The sequence below is a fragment of the Simiduia agarivorans SA1 = DSM 21679 genome, assembly GCF_000305785.2.
GTDB classification, from domain to species: Bacteria; Pseudomonadota; Gammaproteobacteria; order Pseudomonadales; family Cellvibrionaceae; genus Simiduia; species Simiduia agarivorans.
Genome location: NC_018868.3, coordinates 3,524,114 through 3,545,420, shown reverse-complemented (window position 1 = coordinate 3,545,420; position 21,307 = coordinate 3,524,114). Strand labels below are relative to the sequence as shown.

At 56.9% G+C, this 21,307-nt stretch carries 19 protein-coding genes; 9 read left to right on the top strand and 10 right to left on the bottom strand.

What is annotated here, in order from left to right:
- Positions 1-18: 18 nt before the first annotated feature.
- From M5M_RS15970 to M5M_RS15960, 3 genes are read left to right on the top strand one after another with little or no spacing between them, the layout of a single operon-like run.
- A complete protein-coding gene (locus M5M_RS15970) occupies positions 19-1,779 on the top strand; it encodes an acyl-CoA dehydrogenase C-terminal domain-containing protein (protein WP_015048538.1) in 1,761 nt (586 codons plus the stop codon).
- Between the two features lie 3 nt (positions 1,780-1,782).
- Positions 1,783-2,943: an iron-containing alcohol dehydrogenase gene (locus tag M5M_RS15965; protein WP_015048537.1), complete on the top strand. Its 1,161-nt coding sequence runs from the start codon at positions 1,783-1,785 to the stop codon at positions 2,941-2,943.
- Positions 2,944-2,950: 7 nt separating this feature from the next.
- Positions 2,951-3,382: an acyl-CoA thioesterase gene (locus tag M5M_RS15960; protein ID WP_024330148.1), complete on the top strand. Its 432-nt coding sequence runs from the start codon at positions 2,951-2,953 to the stop codon at positions 3,380-3,382.
- A gap of 187 nt (positions 3,383-3,569) precedes the next feature.
- Here M5M_RS15960 and M5M_RS15955 read toward each other — a convergent pair whose 3' ends face one another.
- From M5M_RS15955 to M5M_RS15940, 4 genes are all read right to left on the bottom strand, one after another.
- On the bottom strand, positions 3,570-5,192 hold the full coding sequence (locus M5M_RS15955; RefSeq protein ID WP_015048535.1) for an AMP-binding protein: 1,623 nt from the start codon (positions 5,190-5,192) through the stop codon (positions 3,570-3,572).
- Positions 5,189-6,487, bottom strand: a complete 1,299-nt coding sequence (locus M5M_RS15950) for a spinster family MFS transporter (RefSeq protein ID WP_015048534.1) — start codon at positions 6,485-6,487, stop codon at positions 5,189-5,191. Before M5M_RS15950 ends, M5M_RS15955 begins: the two co-directional genes overlap by 4 nt.
- Before the next feature lie 25 nt (positions 6,488-6,512).
- Positions 6,513-7,685 (bottom strand): hydroxymethylglutaryl-CoA reductase, encoded by a 1,173-nt coding sequence (locus M5M_RS15945; protein WP_015048533.1) that lies wholly within the window; start codon positions 7,683-7,685, stop codon positions 6,513-6,515.
- Between the two features lie 100 nt (positions 7,686-7,785).
- Positions 7,786-8,808, bottom strand: coding sequence for an AraC family transcriptional regulator (locus M5M_RS15940; protein ID WP_024330150.1), 1,023 nt, complete (start codon positions 8,806-8,808; stop codon positions 7,786-7,788).
- Between the two features lie 250 nt (positions 8,809-9,058).
- On the opposite strand from M5M_RS15940, the gene M5M_RS15935 reads away from it, so the two are divergent.
- Positions 9,059-11,293, top strand: coding sequence for a TonB-dependent receptor (locus M5M_RS15935; protein ID WP_015048531.1), 2,235 nt, complete (start codon positions 9,059-9,061; stop codon positions 11,291-11,293).
- 150 nt (positions 11,294-11,443) lie between these two features.
- Here the strand turns inward: M5M_RS15935 and M5M_RS15930 are convergent, their stop codons facing one another.
- Positions 11,444-11,800, bottom strand: a complete 357-nt coding sequence (locus M5M_RS15930) for a hypothetical protein (RefSeq protein ID WP_015048530.1) — start codon at positions 11,798-11,800, stop codon at positions 11,444-11,446.
- A gap of 308 nt (positions 11,801-12,108) precedes the next feature.
- Here M5M_RS15930 and M5M_RS15925 point away from each other — a divergent pair, with 308 nt between their 5' ends.
- Positions 12,109-12,726: a substrate-binding periplasmic protein gene (locus M5M_RS15925; RefSeq protein ID WP_015048529.1), complete on the top strand. Its 618-nt coding sequence runs from the start codon at positions 12,109-12,111 to the stop codon at positions 12,724-12,726.
- A 4-nt stretch (positions 12,727-12,730) separates the two neighbouring features.
- On the opposite strand, the gene M5M_RS15920 is transcribed toward M5M_RS15925, so the two are convergent.
- Together M5M_RS15920 and M5M_RS15915 are read right to left on the bottom strand one after the other, a co-directional pair.
- A complete protein-coding gene (locus M5M_RS15920; RefSeq protein WP_015048528.1) occupies positions 12,731-14,278 on the bottom strand; it encodes a cryptochrome/photolyase family protein in 1,548 nt (515 codons plus the stop codon).
- The gene (locus M5M_RS15915; protein ID WP_015048527.1) at positions 14,275-15,576 is read right to left on the bottom strand and encodes a DASH family cryptochrome; all 1,302 of its coding nucleotides are present in this window, start codon (positions 15,574-15,576) and stop codon (positions 14,275-14,277) included. Before M5M_RS15915 ends, M5M_RS15920 begins: the two co-directional genes overlap by 4 nt.
- 86 nt (positions 15,577-15,662) lie before the next feature.
- On the opposite strand from M5M_RS15915, the gene M5M_RS15910 reads away from it, so the two are divergent.
- The 4 genes from M5M_RS15910 to M5M_RS15895 all read left to right on the top strand — a co-directional run bounded on the left by M5M_RS15910 (position 15,663) and on the right by M5M_RS15895 (position 18,167).
- A complete protein-coding gene (locus M5M_RS15910; RefSeq protein ID WP_015048526.1) occupies positions 15,663-16,094 on the top strand; it encodes a DUF3429 domain-containing protein in 432 nt (143 codons plus the stop codon).
- Positions 16,091-16,510, top strand: coding sequence for a thiol-disulfide oxidoreductase DCC family protein (locus tag M5M_RS15905; protein WP_015048525.1), 420 nt, complete (start codon positions 16,091-16,093; stop codon positions 16,508-16,510). The genes M5M_RS15910 and M5M_RS15905 overlap by 4 nt, the downstream gene beginning before the upstream one ends.
- A gap of 12 nt (positions 16,511-16,522) precedes the next feature.
- Positions 16,523-17,227, top strand: coding sequence for an SDR family NAD(P)-dependent oxidoreductase (locus tag M5M_RS15900; protein WP_015048524.1), 705 nt, complete (start codon positions 16,523-16,525; stop codon positions 17,225-17,227).
- A gap of 91 nt (positions 17,228-17,318) precedes the next feature.
- Positions 17,319-18,167, top strand: a complete 849-nt coding sequence (locus tag M5M_RS15895; RefSeq protein ID WP_081640206.1) for a substrate-binding periplasmic protein — start codon at positions 17,319-17,321, stop codon at positions 18,165-18,167.
- On the opposite strand, the gene M5M_RS15890 is transcribed toward M5M_RS15895, so the two are convergent.
- The 3 genes from M5M_RS15890 to M5M_RS15880 are packed head-to-tail and all read right to left on the bottom strand — an operon-like array spanning position 18,164 to position 21,103.
- Positions 18,164-18,688 carry a HugZ family pyridoxamine 5'-phosphate oxidase gene (locus M5M_RS15890; protein WP_015048522.1) on the bottom strand — a complete coding sequence of 175 codons (525 nt, stop codon included), beginning with the start codon at positions 18,686-18,688 and terminating at the stop codon, positions 18,164-18,166. The genes M5M_RS15895 and M5M_RS15890 overlap by 4 nt on opposite strands.
- Positions 18,685-19,074: a heme utilization cystosolic carrier protein HutX gene (gene hutX, locus M5M_RS15885; protein ID WP_015048521.1), complete on the bottom strand. Its 390-nt coding sequence runs from the start codon at positions 19,072-19,074 to the stop codon at positions 18,685-18,687. Before hutX ends, M5M_RS15890 begins: the two co-directional genes overlap by 4 nt.
- A gap of 7 nt (positions 19,075-19,081) precedes the next feature.
- Entirely contained in the window at positions 19,082-21,103 is a 2,022-nt protein-coding gene (locus tag M5M_RS15880) for a TonB-dependent hemoglobin/transferrin/lactoferrin family receptor (RefSeq protein WP_015048520.1), read from the bottom strand.
- Positions 21,104-21,307: the final 204 nt, after the last annotated feature.

Sequence of the window (21,307 nt, the reverse complement as noted above, 5' to 3'; positions counted from 1 at the left end):
ACAACAGACTGACACATTATGAACTTCCGCGCGCAACTGAACGACTTTCAATTCCTGCTGACCCAGGTGATCAATGTGGATGACCACCTCAAGGCGCTGGGGCACACCGAGCTCAACGGCGAGCTGGTGAGCGCCATTCTCGACGAAGGCGCGCGTTTTGCCGGCGAAATCGCTGCACCGTTAAACCGCGAGGGCGATGAACAGGGCGCGCAGTTCGACAATGGCGCGGTCACCACGCCGCCGGGCTTTGTGGAAGCCTACCACAGCTATTGCGAACAGGGGTGGGCCGCGATGACCGGGCCGGAAGCCTTTGGCGGCCAGCAGCTGCCTGCGCTGGTGGCGAGCCCGTTCCACGAAATGCTCATGAGTGCCAACCTGTCGTTCCGCATTTATTCCGGCCTGACCGAAGGCGTGGTGCTGGCGCTGCGCCACCATGCCAATGAGCAGCTGAAGAACCGCTACCTGCCCAAACTGGTCAGCGGCGAGTGGGCCGGCACTATGTGCCTGACCGAGCCCCAGGCCGGCACCGATCTGGCCCTGCTGCGCACCAAAGCCGAGCCCGCCGCCGACCGCTACCGGATCACGGGCACGAAAATTTTTATCAGCGGCGGCGAGCAGGATCTCACCGACAATATCGTGCACCTGGTGCTCGCGCGCCTGCCCGATGCGCCTGCAGGCGTGAAAGGCATCAGTTTGTTTCTGGTACCCAAACGACTGGAAAACGGCAATGCCAACGCCGTCAGTTGCGGCTCCATCGAACACAAGATGGGTATCCGTGGCGCGGCCACCTGTGTGATGAATTTCGACGCTGCGGAAGGCTATCTGGTGGGTGACGCGAACCAGGGCCTGGCGTGCATGTTCACCATGATGAACGATGCGCGTTTTCAGGTAGGGCTGCAGGGCCTGGGCATTGCATCGGCGGCCGCCACCGGCGCACAGCGTTACGCCGTTGAACGTCTTCAGTGCCGCGCCTTGTCCGGCACCAAATCGCCGGCGCAGCCAGCCGACCCGATTCTGGTGCACGGCGATGTGCGCCGCATGCTATTGACCCAAAAATCCCTGGTGGAAGGCGGTCGCTTGCTGGCACTGAAAACCGCGCAAGCACTGGACCTGAGTGAGCAGGACGCCCAACAGGCGGCACGCGCGGCGCTGTTAATTCCGATCATGAAAGCCTTTCTTACCGACATGAGCATGGAAGTAAGCAACCTGGGCGTACAGATTTTCGGTGGCCACGGCTATATCCGCGAGTGGGGCATGGAGCAGTTGGTGCGCGATGGCCGCATAACCCAGCTTTACGAAGGCACCAACGGCATCCAGGCACTGGATCTGGTGCGGCGTAAATTGCTGGGCGATAACGGACAGGCGCTGGCGGATCTGATCGATGAAATCGCACGCGATTGCGAACGGCTACACGCGTATGAAACGTTGCGACCCTTGGCCACACAACTCGCTCACTGGCTTCCCCTGTGGCATACCCAGGCCGAAAAGCTGCGCCAATGCGCCAACGACCAGCCGGATGCGCTCAGTCTTAACGCCTGTGATTTCCTGCATTTTTGTGCATACCTGTTATTGGCTTGGTGCTGGCTGTTACAAGCAGAGGCCGCGGGCGCGATGCTGGACGACAAGGCGGAAAACACGGATTTTCTGCAGGCAAAAATCATTTGCGCGCAGTTTTATTTTGAGCGGATTCTGCCGCGCAACCAGAGTTTATTACAGATGTTACAAAATCCCGGGCACACTGTGTTCCGCTTTCCCGACAGCCAGTTTGCGGAGGCGTGAAGTATGCAGGATTTCAGTTTTCATACCTGTGCCAACCTGATCATGGCCGACGGCGCCGTGGCAACACTGGCGGAGCATTGCCGGCAACAAGGTGCACAAAAAATTTTGTTGGTGACTGACCCGGGGCTGGTGCGACTCGGGCTGGTTGATGCCGCCCTCGCACCCTTGCAGAAAGCCGGCATCACCGTAGATTGTTTCAGTGAGGTGCAGGCCGACCCCAGTGAAGCCAATGTGCTCGCCGCCGTCTGCGCGGCAACAACGCTGGGTGCGGAACTGATCATCGGCTTCGGCGGTGGTAGCGCCATGGATGTAGCCAAACTCGCCGCCTTGCTCGCGCACCCGCAGTGCACTCAATCGCTCGATGCCATTTATGGCGTCGACAAGATCACCGCGCCCCGCCTGCCCCTGTTCCAGGTGCCCACCACCGCAGGCACCGGCTCCGAAGTCACGCCCATTGCCATCATCACTACCGGCGCCCACACCAAGGCCGGCGTGGTATCCCAGCGGCTGCTGCCGGACCTGGCCCTGCTCGATCCGCAATTGACGCTCGGCCTGCCGCCGGCCATTACCGCCGCCACCGGCATCGACGCCATGGTGCATGCCATCGAGGCCTATACCAGCGCCCACAAAAAAAACCCGTTATCGGATATGTTGGCGCGCGAAGCGTTGCGCCTGCTGGGCGGCAACCTGCTCACCGCCGTGCGCGATGGCAATAATCTGGTTGCGCGCAAAGCGATGCTGTTGGGCGCCAATCTGGCCGGCCAGGCATTTGCCAATGCACCGGTGGCTGCCGTGCACGCACTGGCCTATCCTCTTGGTGGCCAATTCAGTATCGCCCATGGGGTCAGCAATGCCTTACTTCTCACCGCTGTTTTGCGCTTCAATGCCAGTCACGCAGCCGCCCACTATGCTGAACTCGCGCCGTTGATCGTGAACGAGCCGTTAGCCGACAATGACGCAGCGCGTTGCGAGCAATTTTGTACCGCGCTGGAAACACTCATTGCCGACAGCAGTGTACCTGTGCGTTTACGTGATGTGGGCATTCCACAGGATGCCCTGCCCGCGCTCGCCCGCGACGCCATGCAACAGACCCGCTTGCTGGTCAATAACCCCCGCCCCGTATCGGAAGCCGATGCGCTGGCGATTTACCAACAGATTTATTGATACGCTTATGCACCAGACATTCAGTCGCAAACATTTTCCCCGATTTCAGGCGATCGACACCCGTTGGGCCGATAACGACATTTATGGCCACGTCAACAACGTGACCTACTACGCCTATTTCGATACCGCGGTGAACCGCTTTCTGATTGATGCCGGGCTCGACATTCACGCCGGTGACACCATCGCCTTTGTGGTGGATTCCCATTGCAGCTATTACCAGCCGGTATGCTTTCCCGATCTATTGGAATTGGGTCTGTCGGTGATCAAGCTCGGCAACAGTTCGGTGACCTACCAATTGGGGGTATTCAGGCAAGGGGAAGACAGCCTATGCGCACTGGGCGAATTTGTGCATGTGTTTGTCGACAGGCAAGATCAGCGGCCGAGGGCTATTCCGGACGGGTTGAGGGTGGCGTTGAGCGGGTTGGTCTCTGGATCGTAGAAAATTTGAGTTTGCGCTCTGCGTTCGATTTATTGGTGGATTGCGCTGGCGCTTAATCCACCCTACGTTATTTTGTTGATGCGTGGCATCAGGGTTGCGACGAATTGTGCGCGACGTTGGCCGGGATGGTAACAACGTCGCTTTGAGCTGGGACACTTTAACCAGCCTGAACCCGTTATCTGCGATCTTAGTTTTTACACCAACACAATGGCACATCTGGCTCAAGTTCCGGCAGATACCGATCCGCCACAGCCTGACGGCGGACTTTTAATGTAGGTGTCAGCAGGCCGTTGTCAGCACTCCAGAGGCTATCCGTCAACAGTATCTGGCCAATACGTTCGTGTGGCGCCAGCTCAGTATTGATCTGTTCGATGACGGTACTGATCCGGATGTCGCAATTGGCGCTAAAGGGGCGGGCAATCAGTACCGGCTGCGCCAGCCCCTGCCCCACCACGCACAGCTGCTCAAATAAACCGGTGGCAGTGAGTTTATGTTCCAGTTCCAACGGATTGACGAACTTGCCCTTGGCGGTTTTGAAAATGTCGCCCACGCGACCGGTCAACACCAACCGTCCCTCCGCATCCAGATAGCCGCGATCACCGGTGTGATACCAGCCGGCGTGCAACACCAGTGCGGTTTTATCCGGCTCTTTGTAATAGCCTTGCATCAGGCCGGCACTTCTGAAGCAGACTTCGCCATCCTCGGTAAACCGGAGCTGTACGCCGGGCAACGGCTTACCCACGCAGCCCGGGTCCGCTGGCGACTCACTCATATCGATACAGCCATCGATCAGGTTTTCGGTCATGCCATAAGCATTCTGTAAACGGATACCGAGCGCGGCATACCAGGCCATGATGTCCGGCGCTGTCGCCGCGGCACCGGTGGTAATGATGCGCGCCTGATCCAGTCCCAGCCGTTGCCGCACCGCCAGTTTTTGTGCGTCCGACAAGGCATGGGGATCCAATCCCGGCATGGCAGCTTCCAACCCCTGTCGGAATTTTTCCCACAGACGAGGCACGGCAAAGAAACCAGTGGGCCTGACTTCGCGCATTTCTTCGGCGAAGCGTTCGGGTCCGGCGCTGAAGGAAAGTTCCGCATTGCCGTAGACCGCGCGGATGGCGATGCCAACGCGCTCGGCCACATGCGCCAGCGGCAGGTAAGAGATAAAACGTTCGCGTGCGCCTGGGTCCGCCGATGGCAGAAATTGCGTGCGTCGTTGCACCACTTCGGCACAGGCGCCCAGACTGTGCATAACGCCCTTGGGATTACCGGTCGTGCCCGACGTATAAATGAGCGTAAACAATTGCTCGCGCGGGTATAGCGGACAGGCCTCAAATCGCTCGGCGTGTTCAAAGATTTCCGGAAGAGAGATATCACATGGCACCACACAGTCGGACAGGGCCACGCGATAGATACCTTCCACCAACAGGGTATCCGGATTCTGCTCATGCGCAAAGTGGCCGACAAACACCAGTGACACACCCGCATGGTCAAAAATATAACGCCCTGATCGGATGTCCTGTGCGGCATACAATGGCACACTCACATGGCCCGCCAACATGATCGCGAGATCCACCACCAGCCACTCGGCGCAATTGGTGGCCAGCAAGCCGATCCGGCTGCCCGCGGGCAAATTGCGAGCGCGCAGAAAGCCGGCAACACGACGGACCATTTCCGCCACGTCGCTCCAGGTGTATTCGATCCATTGATTCGCCGCCGACTGTCGCAGAAAAATAGTATCCGGCGCGCTGCGTTCCCACTGATAGAATTTTTCCAGCGGAGTGGGTGCCAACTCTGTCACCGGCTTCATACTGCACCCCCGTGCGCTGCCGGACGCGAAGGCAGGTAGCGCGCCGCCACCAGGAAACATACGGCCCCTGCAGCAGTGCCCGCACACACAATGATCAGCAGGGAATAGCGCAAACTTTCCGCGCCCAGGCTTGCGGACAACAGATCGCTGAACAGCCCAATGGCCACCGGCCCAACACCCAAGCCAATAATGTTAATCACCAGAAACAACATGGCCGAGGCCATCGCCCGCATGCGGTTGGGCGCGAGCCCATGCAGCACAGCAATGGCGGGCGCCAGATAGCAGGAAATCACCGAGGCGGGAAAGATATAAATTAACAAGGCGGGCAGTTTGGATGGCAGCAGAAACGTGAGCACCAGAAACGGCAACGCAGTACACAAGACGCCGGCCGGCAACCACAAGGGCCAGCGGGCGTCGCGTTGCCCCAGTCGGTCGGCCAGCAAACCACCCAGGAACGTGCCCAGGCCACCGCCTACACCGGCAATCAGTGCCAACCAGACGCCCAGCTCGGCAGTGCCCATACCGTGCGAACGGATCAGAAAAGACGGCATCCAATTCGCCAAGCCGTAACCAGCCACGCTGGTAAGGCCACAGCCCAGCGCCAACCAACGCGCACTTCTGAGCGACCACAAATGCACCAGTACCTGTTTGAAAGACACCAATGATTCGGTCACCGCGCCCAGACGTTCCGGTTCCGGCACGCTGATGCGAATCCAGAGCGCCAGCAACAATCCTGGCAAGCCCACCGCCATCAACGCCACCCGCCAACCATACACTTCGTTCAACCAGCCACCGGCAATAAAGCCCGCCAGGATACCCACGTTCACGCCCACCGAATAAACCCCCAGCGCAGTGGCGCGTTGTTCGACAGGAAATAAATCGGAAATCATCGAGTGCGCGGCGGGGCTGCAACCCGCCTCACCCACACCCACACCCATACGCGCCAGCAGCAACTGCACATAGTTCTGCGCGAGACCACATAGCGCGGTCATCAGGCTCCAGAGCGCAACGGCCCAGGCCAGCAAGTTGCGACGGTTACCGGCATCGGCCCAACGCGCCAGCGGTAAACCAAAGCCTACATAAAACAGCGCGAACGCAAAGCCATTCAGCAAGCCCAGCTGGGTATCACTCAGGCTGAACTCGGCTTTGATCGGGTCCTGCAATATGGCGATGATCTGGCGATCAACAAAATTAAATACATAGGCAAAGGTCAACAGTGCCAATATGTAGTAACGCCGCCCGCTGGAAGTCGCGGTTGGAACATCCATCTGGACAGGGGGTTGTGCGCTGTTCATGTTCATCTCTTGTCAGTATTATTTTTTATCGGTTGCGACCGTATTGCTCGTGACTGCTGACCCAATCGCCCGCGAGCACAGCACTGCCGAGCGAAATATCCCCCGCCAGCACCACTGCCGCGACAATTTCGGCAAACTTGTCCGACTTGCCTGCGCCATAGCAGCCCAGCATTTCCAGGCTCTGGCGCTGCCCCGGCAAGCCCGTACCGCCACCAAACGTGCCGCAGATAACGGCGGGCAAAGTCACCGACCAGTAGTAGTCGCCGTTGTCCAGTAGCTGGGTGTAGGCAATGCCGGCATGGGATTCCGCCACGTTGGCTTCATCCTGGCCGGTGGCGATAAACAGCGCAGCAATGCCGTTGGCACTGTGCGGTCCGTTATAGGCACTGCCCGCCTGGATGCTGCCGGCATTGGCAATCTGGCGCGCGCGGAACAGCGTTTGCGTGTCCACACCCAACAAGCGCTTGGCTACCTCGTTTTTGATGGTCACTTCCGCAATCACCCGTTTACCGCGGGTGCGGATCATATTCATGGCGGAATGTTTTTTATCGGTGTCGATTCCACCGGAGAGAATGTAATTGGGCGCAAAAGGACAGTTGGCTTTGATCCACTCGCAGGCGGCGAACGTGGCTTTGCCGGTCATGTTCTGACCCGCTGCATCGCCTGTGGTGTAGTTAAAGCGGGTGTACACCATATTGGCGACCAGATACTGCTCGACGTCGATCAGCTGCCCACTGCGCGTAGTCGCTTCCGCGGCGGCTTTGATCGACGTCATATTCTGCTCGAGCCACTGGCCGAAACGTTTTGCAGTTAACACCGAATCAAGCATAAACACCGGCGCCCTTTGCATGGCGTGGCGCGCCACTGCCGTGGTACAGCCACCGGATTCGGAGATCACCCGCATACCCCGGCTATAGCTGGCCACCAACGTGCCTTCGGTGGTCGCCAAGGGCAAGTAAAAATCGCCTTGCGCGGCTTCGCCGTTAATTTTCAGCGGCCCGGCCACACCCAACGGCATCTGCAAGGTGCCGATAAAATTTTCAATATTGCCGCGCAATTGTTGGGGGTCCACCGAAAAACTGCCCGCGCTACTGAGCTCAGCCCCGGTCTGAACGCGCAGGAATTCACGCCGCTCACGCGCCTGGTCGCTGGTGTAGTCATCGGTTTTGGATCGGGGAATGGCTGGTGCACGGGACATAGAATTACCTCGTTGTTATTTTTCAAGGTAAGACTATCCCTGTGCGCTATAGCGTTGTTATTCCTAACCGGACAAGTGCGTTGACTTTTTCTGACAGAATTCAGTCGGTCCGGCTGCGGTATTGCTGTGGCGTGACGCCGGTCCAACGCCGGAACGCCCGGGTGAAATTACTGGAACTGGAGAAGCCCAACAAGAAGCCGATATCCCCCAGTGATAAATCCGAACTGGCCATATAATCCAGCGCCACCCGGTGCCGGACACCATCCACTTCCGTACGGAAGTTGGTGCCCAATGACTCCAGCTTGCGGTGCAAGGTGCGCGGACTCATGTGCATCTTATCCGCCACCCGCTCGAGACTGGCCTCACCTTGCGGCATCAGTTTGGTAATGGCACTTTGCACCTGATGTAGCAGATCCTCGCTCTGGGCCTCGATGCGCGCAAGGTAATCCTGAACCAGCTTCTCCGTTGCCCGTGCAATCTCGCGATTGCAACCCGGAATCGGCACTTCCACATCGGCGCGGTTATACCAGGCGCGACTCAATGCGTTACCAAAACTGACCGGACAACCGAACAAGGCTTCATAGGCCGCAGGGTCTTCCGGAGTCGCGCGGGTCAGTTCCAGTTTGACCATGGAAAAGTCCTGCCGGTAATGCGATCGGCACAGCGTAATCATTGCCGCGTAGACCGCATCTTGCGCGTAATCGGAGGCCGGGCTCCGGCCACCCTCCAGGCGTAAGCGGCTGGTGGTAATGATGTGCTCGTCGGTTTCTTCCAGGGAAATATCCACCGCATTGGTGAATACATGCATGTAGCGCACCAGACAATTGAAATGATCGCGAATGGTACAACAGCTCCACAGTGCCACGCCTAATGCACTGAAGGTATTGGGCGTCACTAACACACCGGCCTTAAGGCCAAAGGTCTTATCGCCCGTGCGCGCCACCGCCGCGTGCCATAGTTGCGCCATAATCACCACCGGCAGACGGTAATTAGGGTCTGAGGCAAGATCGTAATCCACGCCTTGCTGCTGCAAAAATTCACGGCCATCGATACCGTATTGCTCCAAGGCGCTGACAAACAACGTCAGCCAGCAGCCAATAACATCCGGACCTTTCATCATCATTATAATCCCGGTTATCAATCTCAGTGATAAGTCAAATTCACGGAGTTGATAGCGTTTTTTATTTGCTCTTCTGATCCGAGTCTACCACAGGCATTTTACTCATTCTCAACACCACTTGTCCGAAAATGCTAAACGAAATGGCCGCCAGGGAATAACCGGCAGAGGCCCGGCACGCCTACTATCAAGTGGCCTGTATGTCACAGGCGGGGCGTTACAACGCTAAGAAATTCTGCCCACGGAGAGCATAATAATGAGAGAAAAAAACCACGCCAGATCCCAAGCCGGTCATCACCTGCTGCCAGGTAAGCTGGCACTGGCCCTTGCAATAACTGCGTCGCACTCGCTACCTGCCATGGCACAACAAAATGCCGGCGCCAGCGCACTGCTGGAAGAAGTTGTGGTGACCGCCCGTAAAAAAGCCGAGAGCGCACAAGATGCACCGCTGTCTGTAGCAGCAATCGGCGAGCAACAGTTGCAAGCCCTGAAAGTCAGAAACCTCACCAGCCTGTCGGTAGGCCTGCCCAACGTGGCCATGGACGACGCCGGCACCACCCGCGGTACCGCCAACTTTTCCATCCGCGGTTTAGGCATCAATTCTTCGATTCCATCCATTGATCCCACTGTGGGTATTTTTGTCGATGGCGTTTATATGGGTGTGAACAACGGCATCATTCTCGACACCTTTGATCTCGCCAGCATTGAAGTATTGCGCGGCCCGCAAGGCATCCTGTTTGGCCGCAACGTCACCGGCGGTGCAGTTCTGATCAACACCAAAAAACCCAGCCAGGAAACCGAAGCCAAAATCCGCACCGCCATTGAAGGCGGCGGCGAAAAACCCAACAGCTACCTGATGGCAACCGTGAGTGGCGGCCTGTCCGATACGCTGGCAGGCAAAGTGGCGCTCTACTACAACAAGGATCAGGGCTGGTTTAAAAACAGTTTCAATGACAAAGCTTTCGGTGCCTCGGAAACCAAACTGGTGCGCACCGTGCTGAGCTGGGAGCCCAGCAACGACTTCGATGCCACCTTTCGTTATGAAAACGTTCAGCAGGACACCGACGGTCCCGCGGCGCAGAGTCATACCAATGGCAGCGGTGTGGACGGTTTCTGGGGCAACTTTGACCGCGACTCACACGATTTTTCCGTTAACGAACAAGGCTTTTACAATATTGACGCCAATCTCGCGAGCCTTGAAATGAATTGGGATGTGGGATCCGGTCGCTTGACGAACATCACCGCCTGGCGTCAGTCGTCAGCGCCATCGCGCGGAGACATCGATGCATCGCCTCAGTTTCTGTTCCATTCCGACGCATGGCTCGACGCCGAACAATTCAGCAATGAATTACGCTACAACGCACAGCTTACCGGCAATCTGGGCTTGACCACCGGACTGTATTATTTCACCAACACCCTCAATTACCACGAACGCCGTTTCTATCTTGGCGGCGCACAAACGCTGGATGGCGGTGGCAACTACAAGGTGGATACCGCCGCGGTGTTTGCCTCAGCAGATTACGCGCTGAATGACCAATGGACGCTGACACTGGGTGGCCGCTTTACTCAGGAAAACAAGGAAGCGGAAATCGCCTCGCTGATTCTGAACGTCAACAGCCCCTGCCAGGTATTGGACAACACCTGCACGCTCGACTTCGTTGACGACGAAAGCTGGAACAGCTTCTCGCCCAAGTTGGGCCTGACCTACGACATGTCTGAACAAACCATGTTGTACACCAGCCTGACCCGCGGCTTCCGCTCTGGCGGCTACAACCTGCGCAACACGTCCATCACCGAAGCTCCCGGTCCGTTTGACGAAGAGACCGTAGACAGTTTCGAAATCGGCTTCAAAACCGATGTGGCCAGCAAGTTGCGGCTGAACGGTGCCTTTTTCTATAACCGCATCACCGATATGCAACGGGAAGTGAATCTGAGCGATCCGTTCGCCGGTGTGGTGCAGGTCATCCGCAATACCGCCGACGCGACCATCGCAGGCGCTGAACTGGATGGCACCTACGCCCTGTCAGACAGCCTGGTACTATCTGCGTCGGTGGGCATTACCGATGCCGGATACGACAAAGTGTTTTATGACCTGAATGGCGACGGCATGATCGATGATGCCGATCTGGCGCTCGACCTGCCACGCGCCGCAAAACTCACCTACAGCATCGGTCTCAACCACGACCTGAGTCTTGGCGACTGGGGCTACATGGCATCGCGCGTGAGCTTTGCGTTCCGCGATAAATCCGCTTACACCGATAACAATCTGGGCAGCATCAACAAGCAGGAAAATCTCGGCGCTGGCATTGATTTTCACAGTAACGACGGCCACTGGACCATCGGTCTGTACGGCAACAACCTGCTCAACAGTGTGAATCACGGCGGCGATACCCAGCTGCCCGCAACCCTGGGACCGGTTCCCCTGGGCGGCAGTTTTGCACCGCTCAACAAGGGCCGCACCTATGGGTTGGACCTTACCTACAACTTCTGACTTCAGTGATCACCGGCCGCGCACGCGGTCGGCTCTCTAGCGGGAACCTGCGTTCCCTCTCTTGGCATATGGTGATATATGCGTGAAGCCGCCTTAACGGGCGGCCTTTTTCTTGAAAACAATGAATGCGCTCACTGCTGCCACTGCACGTTATGCCGGCGGTGAAACCGTTTCATTTTCAGGTGATACACGCTGCTTACGACCAGACTGACAACGCCGCTTACCTGAGGATGTTGCGGGCAATTCGCGCAGTTCACGCAATTGACTGTCGATGGCATTGTCGTTCCCGGGCTGTGGTTCCGACGCCGGCTGGACGATCCGCTCACCTTTAACGCAAATGATTCCTCCACCCGCCATACGCGCTTCGCTTTGCCGTACTTCCGGGCTGAAAAATTGATTGCAATGCTCATCCAACGGTTGCGTCTGAACGCTCATATCTGCGATCTGCCCGCCGAGTGCAATCGCCGGCAACAGACAAAGACCAATCAACGAACGCTTACCCTGCATAGCACACCTCTCCTTGGTTTTTTACTATAGTGCAAACACCTTCCCAATCGAAATACCGGTTGGTCATTAACCTCTCATTGGTTAGAGAAAGCGATCTAATCCCCGGTTGCGTCGTTTTGAACTAAACTCTCAATTACCATTGCCGTTTCTGACCTTTGAATGAGTGATTAATGCCTAAAACGTCTACTGCTCTCTTGCTCGGCGTAATGCTGACCGTCTTGCCTATTGCAGTAAACGCAGAGGCTTCAGTTAATCTCTGTTTTGAGAACCGGGATAACTCGCCTTATATCCTTTCTGACAGTACCGGAATGCTGATCGAATTAGTCAACCGCGCCAGCGAGCAAGCCGGCATAGCGGTGCACTACCACCCCCTGCCCTGGAAGCGCTGTCTGACCATGGTCGAACAAGGAGGAATTGACGGCGCGCTGGCATTGGTCTGGAACCAAGACCGGCAAGCACGGTTTGCCTATCCACTGAACGCTGCCGGCAAGGTGGATCGTCAACGGCGAATCTGGCAAGGTGAATACCTGATCATGCTACCGGCCCGGTCGCCGGTCCAGTGGGACGGTAAGCAGTTCAGCCATCTCGAGGGTGGCATGGCCTCACCGCTTGGCTACGCCAGCAGCGAAAAACTGCGCAGCCTCAACGCATTCGCGTTCGACAGCCCGCCCGACAAAGGTTTGTTACTGGTTTCCAAAAACCGGCTGCCAGGCTACGTGGTGCAAAAAGAAATCGGATTCAAGAATCTTCAATCCCTGGGCATAGAAAAGCAGGTGAAAGTGCTTCCTATTCCCTTTATGACCGAAGACTGGTATCTGGTGTTTTCCAGCGATTTATTGTTATCGCAACCCCAGCTTACAGCGCGCCTGTGGGCGGCCGTGGCGCGCGAACGCATCCGGCTACAAAGCGGAAAATCAACGCCATGAAGCCCTACAGTTTTTCCAGGTCTGCCAGTAAGGTTTCCGCACGATGGAGTATTGCTTGCTGCGCCTCGGCAGATTGTTTCCGCCAATTGGCGTAGGTCAACGCCAAGCGCCGGTTATTGCCGAGAGTTTGTTTGTGACGTTCGAGAAAATGCCAATACAGACTGTTCAATGGGCAGGCATCCTCGCCGGTTTTTTCCTTCACCTTATAGCGGCAAGTACGGCAATAGTCGCTCATTCTGTTGACGTAGGCACCGCCGGCTGCATAAGGTTTTGATCCTACGATGCCACCATCGGCGAATTGGCTCATGCCACGGGTATTAGGCAGTTCAACCCACTCAATCGCATCCACATAAACGCCAAGGTACCAGTCGTCCAGAGGCGCTGGGTCTAATCCCACGAGCAGGGAAAAATTACCAATGATCATCAGCCGTTGAATGTGGTGGGCATACGCATGGGTTAAGGATTGGCCGATAGCCTCCTTCATACACAGCATGTGGGTGTTGCCGGTCCAGAACCAACTGGGCAGCGGGCGCGTGGCGCCCAGGGCATTGAGCGCGCGATAGTCTGGCATGTTGGCCCAGTAAATCACCCGCACAAATTCCCGCCAACCCAGAATCTGCCGGACAAAACCCTCGATCTGGGCGAGGTCGATGCCATCGGGGTTCGCACGCCAGGCTGCGATAGCGGCTTCAATGACCCGCCGCGGGCTGAGCATTTTTGCATTGAGCGCAAAGGACAGGCGCGAATGGTACAAGCTCCATCCGTGCGCCGATTGATGGGTCATGGCATCCTGATAGCGACCAAAATCCGGCAATAGGTATTGGCAGAAAAACGCGAGTAGTTCGCGCGCCTGCGCGCGGGTCACGGGCCACACAAGATCTTCCTGTGCGACGCCCATTGTGTCTATGCCATGCCGCGCCAGCCGCGACAAAATAGGTGCAACCGGGTTGGAAAACAGTTTCGGTGCCGGCACCGATTGCAGCGCCTTAGCGCTCAACGACTGGCGATTTTCCTGATCATAATTCCAGCGTCCACCGAGTGGTTTGTCACCCTCCATCAACAGTTGATGCTCGGTGCGCATGCGCCGGTAAAACGCCTCCATCTGTTTGCGCTCACCCGCCCGGGCATAACGCTTCAGCTCGCTGTGAGGAATGTAAAAATGCTCTGAATCCACACAGTGGATGGTTACCCCGCACAAGGAGAGCGTGTCCAGCTGCCGGGCAAGCCGGTACTCGTCCGGCTGCTGGTATCGGAACTCGCGGACCGATAACTCCTCGGTCTTGGCCCGGATCAGGGACGGCAGATCCTGGTAGTGCACGGTATCATCAAGCGTCAGGTAGATGACCCTGTGACCGGCTTGTGCCAGCGCATGCGCAAAGCATTCCATCGCCGCAAAAAACGCACAGACTTTTTGCACATGGTGGCGTACGTAACCCGCTTCCTGGTGCAGTTCGGCAATCAGATATACCACCTCGGGATCGCGCGTGCGAAACCAACTGTGCTCGGCATTAAGTTGATCGCCCAGCACCAATCGCAATTCGCGCGCGTTCATGGCCAGCCCACATAGTCATGCGCGATGGCTTCTACCGGGCGCTCACCGGCTATGCCAACCCGTCCAGACCACCGGGCAACATACTCGCCGTCCGGATCAAAGCGCGCACGCTGAATATCCATATTGAACCGTCTACCCCCACGCGGATCCACACCCACACCGGCAATGTATTGCCAGTTGCCCCAGTTCACCGCGGCATCATAGTCAATTAACTGATACTCGAACCAGGCCGCGCCGTAACGCCAATCCACCGCCAGTTCGTTAACCAGATAGCTGGCGGCAATTTGTCGTGCCCGGTTACTGATAAATCCGCTGCAACGCAATTGTTTCATGATGGCATTGACTAGCGGCTCGGGCGTCGATCCTTCACACCAAGCTTTGAATCTGGACGGATAAAAACTGGTGAGAGGCCTTTTATTACGCATCCCGCCAAAACGGAACAGTGTCGTGCCCTGCTCGCGCGCAAGATGGTGGAAAAATTCCCGCCACAACAACTCGAAACCTACCCAATAACTCGACTCACAAAACCCATGGGTGTCCTGCCAGTGCAGCAGGCGCCACCACACTTGCACGGGGCTGATGCAACCCAGCGCGAGCCAGGGCGATAGCTTGGTCGACCCATCCCATTGATCCAGCGCATCCCGATTGCTTTTGTAACGACGCGGCAGCATGCCATCAAAGACTTTACCGAGCTGAACTTGTGCAAACGTCTCGCCACCGGCAAATGCACCAGAACCAGGACTCGCCAGACTGACCGGTTGCGTGCGTGGCAGCGGCGTAGCAGGTAAACTGGGCGGCGCTGCCATGATTGGGCGACATTCCAGCGGTTCAACCTGTTTGCGGAACTGACTGAACCCCAGTGGAAATTCCCGGTGGCCCCGGTATCTCGACGACAGCAACTGATTACCGGCGAAGGTATCCACCACCAACGCGTGACAGGCATTGTCGATGCTGGCCAGCGTTCGGTACTCGTTCACTGTGCACACTTCATTCACGGTCAGGCGATTGACGCGATAGCGCCGCACCAACTCCGGAATCAACGATTCAGGGTGCCCCTCTAACACCAACAGCTGTTGCCCCAGTGCGCGCAGCCGGCGATCCAGATCGGCCAGTGACTGCAACAGAAACGTGCGCCGCTTTTCACCCATCGACGGCAATTGCTGGCGACCGGGTCGGAACCAGCGCGGATCTATTACGTAAAGGCATATCAATCGATCAGCCATGGCCGCCCGGCACAAGGCGGGGTTATCGGCCAGACGCAGATCATTGATGAACCAGTGAAGCGAAACCGAGGGCATTGAAAAAATCCTGCTGACTAAGTCCCGTTATCTACGCAAGGCTGGCCGCTCCAGATCCGAACATAGGCCGAGGACGTAACACTGGCATGAACCAATCAACCCCTTTCAGCCCTTCCCGCACGGTGGCCGCGCTGACGTTGGCAGGCATTCTGCCGTTCTTGGGACTTGGCCTGCTGCACACATTAATGCCTGATTGGCAGCCGTTGGGCATATCACCCCTAAGCTGGCTTGCCGGCTACAGTCTGGCCATTGCCAGCTTTATGGCAGGCACCCTGTGGCGGCCCGATCAGGCTCCCGGCGTCCTCATCGGTTCAAACCTGTTGACGCTCTGCGCCTGGGTTCTGGGGGTATGGCAACCCGTACTGTGGCCTATGGGCATGGCACTGATCTTCGGGGCGATTTACCTGACGGAACGGCAAGTACTCAAGCGCACCGAGAATTACCTGCGGCTGCGCCGTCGCGCGACTGGGACGGTCATCGCCTGCTTACTCGGCGTTCAACTGACGGTATTACCATGATCGAAAAACCACGTCCCCATCTGACCCTGTTCTTTGACAGCTACTGCCCCCTGTGCGTCAAAGAAATGCACCTGTTGAAAGCCAAAGACGAGCAACAGCGGTTAGCCTTTGAGGATATCCACCAGCCGGATTTCGGCGTGCGTTATCCGCACGTCGATCCGGCTTCGGCCAACGCAGTGTTGCATGGGCAACTGGAAAACGGGCAGATGATTTATGGCCTGGACGTCACCGCTCACGCCTGGGCGCTGGTAGGCAACCGGCTATTCCGTCTGCTGCGGCTGCCGTTAATACGGCCGCTGGCCGATATCGCCTATCGCCTGTTTGCGCGCCACCGTTATCACATCTCCTATTGGCTGACCGGTCAGGCACGCTGTGAAAACTGCAATCTCAGCACCCGTGTGTGCGATAAAAATTAGAGAATTCACACTATGCATCAGGCCATTGTTATCGGCAGCAATGGTGGCATCGGCGCCGCCTGCGTACAGCAACTAAAAAGCACCCAGCACCAGGTCTGGACCTTGTCCCGATCAAATCAGGCGAGCGACCATCACCGCGTGTTCCGCGATGATGAGGTGTCCATTCACCGGGTGGCAAAAAACCTGGTGAACAGTATCGATGACAAACCCGTGCGCCACCTGATCATCGCCACTGGCGTGTTACACACAGAGACAATCAAACCCGAAAAACGCCTCGAAGATTTGTGCAGTGCCAGCACTCAGGCCGTGTTTGCTGCCAACACCTGGCTGCCCCTGGCCTGGTTGCAAGCGCTATTGCCGTTGCTACAGAAACAAGCGGATTGCCGGGTCAGTGTATTGAGCGCGCGCGTGGGTTCCATTGGCGATAATCGTCTGGGCGGGTGGTACAGCTACCGCGCCAGCAAAGCGGCACTGAACATGATGCTGCAAACCGCCGCGATCGAATTGGCGCGGCGCGCAAAAGGGGTCAAGTTGATTGCCTTTCATCCGGGGACAACCGATACCAGACTTTCAGAGCCTTTTCAGGCAAACGTACCTGAACACAAATTGTTCAGCCCATCGTTTGTAGCCGGCAGGCTGCTCGAGGTAGCGCAACAACAAAGACTGGATGGTACGTTAAGTTTTGTGGACTGGAACGGGCAAACGGTAGATTGGTAGCAGTCGTCAGTGAAATCTTCGGAAAGTCGTCGTATTGATCAATCCGGTACAGTGGCTATAGTAAAGAGAGTTTCTTCGTCATCCAAATACCATGCGCCTGATCTGTTTTGCTCTTCTCTTTATTGCATTCGCAGCCAGCAGCGAGGACGATACCACCTTAACGCTCGCTGCCGACCCTTGGTGCCCTTATAACTGCGTACCTGACTCATCGAGGGAAGGCTACATGGTTGACGTTGCGCGCGCGTTGTACGAAAAACAGAATATCAAGGTAAAGTATATTAACCTTCCCTGGCGCAGGGCGCTGGAATTCAGTTTACAAGGTGTGGTTGACGGCGCTCTGGCAGTCACACGCCAACAGACGCACGGTACTGTCATTGGTGAGCAGATGCTTGGCTATGATGAAACCGTCATTATAACCCGCAGACTGGAGCCGTTGGATTACCAGGGCACAGACAGTCTCAAAGGTAAACGCATCGGCGTCATCACCCACTATACCTATGACAATGGCGGAGAGATTGACCAGTTTCTCGCTGAGCACTCAGACAATGTTGAAGTGCTTTATCATGAGGCCGCGCTCGAATCGCTACTGCTCATGCTGTTATCACGGCGCATTGATGTGATTTTGGAAAATCGTTATGTAGCGCAACATAAAGTTAAGGCGTTGGATATTGCCGAGCAGATCAGTCTTTCATCCACAGGCGTTTACACCCCGGTTTATATCGGCTTCACGCCAGGCCCTGAGGGTGAGCGACACGCACGCATGATGGACGAGGGAATCAAAGCGTTGCGTGCCGGCGGTGAGCTACAGCGCATATTAATGCGTTATGGCATGGAGGACTGGGAAGTCACCTCTGAAAAGCTACAAGGACTGGACAACTCAGGACAATCCGTTGCCCAATCCTCTGGCGATAACGACAGCACCGGCGCGCCAAAAATCTAAGCCACTTCCCGTTTTTTATGACCATCGCGCAGATGATCGATAGACTCGCCCGCCAGCGTATTGCCCGCCAACTGGTAAGCACGGCCGAACCCTTTGACGTAACGACCACCCAAAGGTTTTAGCCGGAACAGCCTGAAGTCCGCCAATTCACTCAGGTTTTTGGATCGCTCGCCGTGGCGGGCAACCAATGCCGCCACACCGACATCCCAATCCGGTGCGCCGTGGGCAATCAGTTCCGCTTGCACGCTGTAATTCACGCGGATACGGGCGAACAATTCCGGCGCGGAATCTTCATCTTCCACGATCAATACGGATGCGCGTGGATTGGCCTGCAGATTAACGGCGTGCAATGCGATTTCTGATAGCAACACATACAGGCATTCATCGCCGATGGCAAAGGGCGCATAACTGGCATAGGGCTCACCCGCAGGCGCAATGCTGGCCAGATGCAGACTTTTTCGGTTGCCGATAAAAGCCATCACTTCATCAGACAGCTTTTGCTCAAGCTTCTGGTTTTTCATAACACACCTTCCTGTAATTGACGAAATTCGTTCACCTGCGAGCCGATCAGTTCGCCCTCGCTGTCGCGCCCGACAAACACTTTAAAGACCGGCGCGCCACTGGCATCGTTAAACACCAAGGCAAGCGACTGGCGCCCGCGGTGCAATTTATCCTGAAACGCGATGTGGTCGATTTTTGATAAATTCAGATGACCTTCAAAGCCGGTTTCACCCTTCAGGTTATAAAATCCCTCCGCCACAAAGCCGTCCGGAAACGGGCCTTTAAATTCAAACACCGAGCCACCGTGCAGCACGATGGTGGTGACCGGTCCCCATGAGGGCAAGGCCCGCAGAACCGTTTCAGCCTGAACGCCTGGCAGGGCGTTCAGCGTATGGATTGTTTGCATAGATACCTCAGAAGCGATAGTGGGCGCTCAACGTAATGGCGCGGCCTTGTTCGTACAGTTCAGACCAGGCCCGGCGGTAGTAGGCATCGGTCAGGTTGTTCAGTGCCAGATCCACTTGTAAACCGTTCAACGACGCCGGTTGCCACTGGGCATAAACATCGACGATGGTGTAGCCGTCGTAGGTCTGGCCGGTGCTGTTTGCCGCGTAATCCGTGCGCGATTGTTCGTTCACCGCCATCAACCGCACACCGGTTTTAACGCCGGTGCCGGAAAACTGGTAGGCGCCGTCGAGCGTCCATTTATCGGCGGGAATGCCGGTGAGGTCTTCGCCGGTGTTGTCATCGGTACCGCGGGTCTGGCCGTAGCCGAGCTTCAGGTTCCAGTTGGCGCGCAAGTATTCTGCGGTGAGTTCAAAACCCTTGATGGTGGCTTTATCCACGTTCACCCAGGTGGTGTAACCCGGGTCCATCACCGGACCAAAGCTCGGGCCCACCACTATCTGCTCAATAAAATCATCCACCCGATTGTTAAACAGCGAGGCTTCCAGCGTCAGGTAATCCTCTCCCCAGACATTGTCGAAGCCCAGTTGCGCCAGCAATTCGGTATTGGCCGCGGTTTCCGCTTTCAACCCGGGGTTGGGCACAAAGGCATTACAGAAACCGGGGAACATGCAAAAGTGAAAGCCGGTGGTGTACAGCTCTTCCGAACCCGGCGCGCGGAACGCCTGGTCGTGACGCAAACTCATGCGCAACCAATCGGTGGCTTTCCAGGTGATCGCCGCCGTGGGTGACGTGGCGCTGTCGGAGCGATCCTGCGCCAGATTGTCGGCGCGGGTGGCAAAGCGGTCGTAACGCGCACCCAGTTCCAGTTGCCAGGATTCAGTCAGCGGAATGCCGGCACTGACAAACGCACCCACCACATCGTTTTCCGCATCCGGCGGTGTTGGCCGGTTATCGCCACTGCGGCTGGCGGAAAAGGATTCGCGGTAGCCGTCCACGCCATACAACCATTCCACCGCGCCCGTGTTGGATTGATTCAACAGGTTAAAGCCCACGGTCCGGCTTTCGGTGCTGTCGGCCCGGCCGTCGCTGACGCGGCTTTCATCCATGGTCACATCATTCAGGTAAACAGACGCCTGCAGATTGAGCCAATCCGCATCGGCATCCCAGGCATAGTTCAACTGCGCATTGCGCACGGTTTGTTCGCGATTGATATCAAAATTGCTGCTGCCGTTACTGTCGGCAGAGCCATTTGATGGCACCTGCCCCACGGCCTGGGCTTCGCGGATTTGTGCGGTTAACAGCTGGTTGTCTGCCAGCGCCCAATCCATTTTCAGCATGCCGCCAAAGTCCCGGGTTTTGGAACCAAGCAACGTTTCGCCGTTGCCCATTTCCAGGTCATCACCGTCGCGGTAATAACCGCTGGCAAGCCAGTCCACGCTGCCGGAGCGGCCAGCCAGCGCCAGCGTGGAGGCGCTGTGGGCGTTGTTGTCGGTGTAGCCGGTCTTCACCAGCCCGCCAAAGTTTGCATTTGGCGCCAGCAGGTCCGACGCACTGATAGTCTGCATGGCGACCACACCGCCCACCGCGCCACTGCCCCACAAACTGGAGGCCGGCCCCTTGATGACTTCCACTTGCTGAATCAGCACCGGATCCAAGAAGTAGCTGGGTCGGTGACCGGACTCAAACCGCTGCTGCACGCCGTCGACGGTTTGCAGCACTTTGTTGCCGCTCAGGCCCCGGATGTTGACTTGCTGGTTGAAAGCACGCGGCCCGCCATTGATTTCGATATTCGGCTCCGCCTGCAGCGCTTCCGCCACGGTTTGCGGTTGCTTGATATCCAGTTGTTCGCGGGTCACCACCGCGAGCGAGCGGTTGGCCTCGACCTGGTTTTGATTGACCCGCGTTGCGCTGACCACCACCGATTGCAGTTCAAACGTCTGTTGTTCGGCCTGCGCAAGACTCGCCGACAAGGCCAGCGTAGAAAACAGGGAGGCGGGCACGAGGCCCCGGGAAAGGTGTCGGTACATGGTCAGCTCCGCGCCCGGCACCACGCCGGGTCATTGATCAGTCAGTGTTGCAGCCCCGCATTGCTGCTTGTGCGGCTGGGGCTTTCAAATGCGCATGGCTGACCGGTACGGCTGGCTGAGCGAGGGCGCCATTCTAACGACGCCTTTTAAATATGTAAATACGAGTCATTATCATTTACATTAACATCTTGTCTGTGCATACTG

Bases quoted from the DNA above. Each gene is read 5' to 3' on its own strand.
- M5M_RS15895 (WP_081640206.1), top strand. From the start codon at position 17,319: ATGCGCCTGATCTGTTTTGCTCTTCTCTTTATTGCATTCGCAGCCAGC.
- M5M_RS15920 (WP_015048528.1), bottom strand. From the start codon at position 14,278: ATGAACGCGCGCGAATTGCGATTGGTGCTGGGCGATCAACTTAATGCC.
- M5M_RS15880 (WP_015048520.1), bottom strand. From the start codon at position 21,103: ATGTACCGACACCTTTCCCGGGGCCTCGTGCCCGCCTCCCTGTTTTCT.
- M5M_RS15910 (WP_015048526.1), top strand. From the start codon at position 15,663: ATGAACCAATCAACCCCTTTCAGCCCTTCCCGCACGGTGGCCGCGCTG.
- M5M_RS15900 (WP_015048524.1), top strand. From the start codon at position 16,523: ATGCATCAGGCCATTGTTATCGGCAGCAATGGTGGCATCGGCGCCGCC.
- M5M_RS15935 (WP_015048531.1), top strand. From the start codon at position 9,059: ATGAGAGAAAAAAACCACGCCAGATCCCAAGCCGGTCATCACCTGCTG.
- hutX (WP_015048521.1), bottom strand. From the start codon at position 19,074: ATGCAAACAATCCATACGCTGAACGCCCTGCCAGGCGTTCAGGCTGAA.
- M5M_RS15930 (WP_015048530.1), bottom strand. From the start codon at position 11,800: ATGCAGGGTAAGCGTTCGTTGATTGGTCTTTGTCTGTTGCCGGCGATT.
- M5M_RS15960 (WP_024330148.1), top strand. From the start codon at position 2,951: ATGCACCAGACATTCAGTCGCAAACATTTTCCCCGATTTCAGGCGATC.
- M5M_RS15970 (WP_015048538.1), top strand. From the start codon at position 19: ATGAACTTCCGCGCGCAACTGAACGACTTTCAATTCCTGCTGACCCAG.
- M5M_RS15905 (WP_015048525.1), top strand. From the start codon at position 16,091: ATGATCGAAAAACCACGTCCCCATCTGACCCTGTTCTTTGACAGCTAC.
- M5M_RS15955 (WP_015048535.1), bottom strand. From the start codon at position 5,192: ATGAAGCCGGTGACAGAGTTGGCACCCACTCCGCTGGAAAAATTCTAT.
- M5M_RS15945 (WP_015048533.1), bottom strand. From the start codon at position 7,685: ATGTCCCGTGCACCAGCCATTCCCCGATCCAAAACCGATGACTACACC.
- M5M_RS15925 (WP_015048529.1), top strand. From the start codon at position 12,109: ATGCTGATCGAATTAGTCAACCGCGCCAGCGAGCAAGCCGGCATAGCG.
- M5M_RS15940 (WP_024330150.1), bottom strand. From the start codon at position 8,808: ATGATGATGAAAGGTCCGGATGTTATTGGCTGCTGGCTGACGTTGTTT.
- M5M_RS15915 (WP_015048527.1), bottom strand. From the start codon at position 15,576: ATGCCCTCGGTTTCGCTTCACTGGTTCATCAATGATCTGCGTCTGGCC.
- M5M_RS15890 (WP_015048522.1), bottom strand. From the start codon at position 18,688: ATGAAAAACCAGAAGCTTGAGCAAAAGCTGTCTGATGAAGTGATGGCT.
- M5M_RS15965 (WP_015048537.1), top strand. From the start codon at position 1,783: ATGCAGGATTTCAGTTTTCATACCTGTGCCAACCTGATCATGGCCGAC.
- M5M_RS15950 (WP_015048534.1), bottom strand. From the start codon at position 6,487: ATGAACAGCGCACAACCCCCTGTCCAGATGGATGTTCCAACCGCGACT.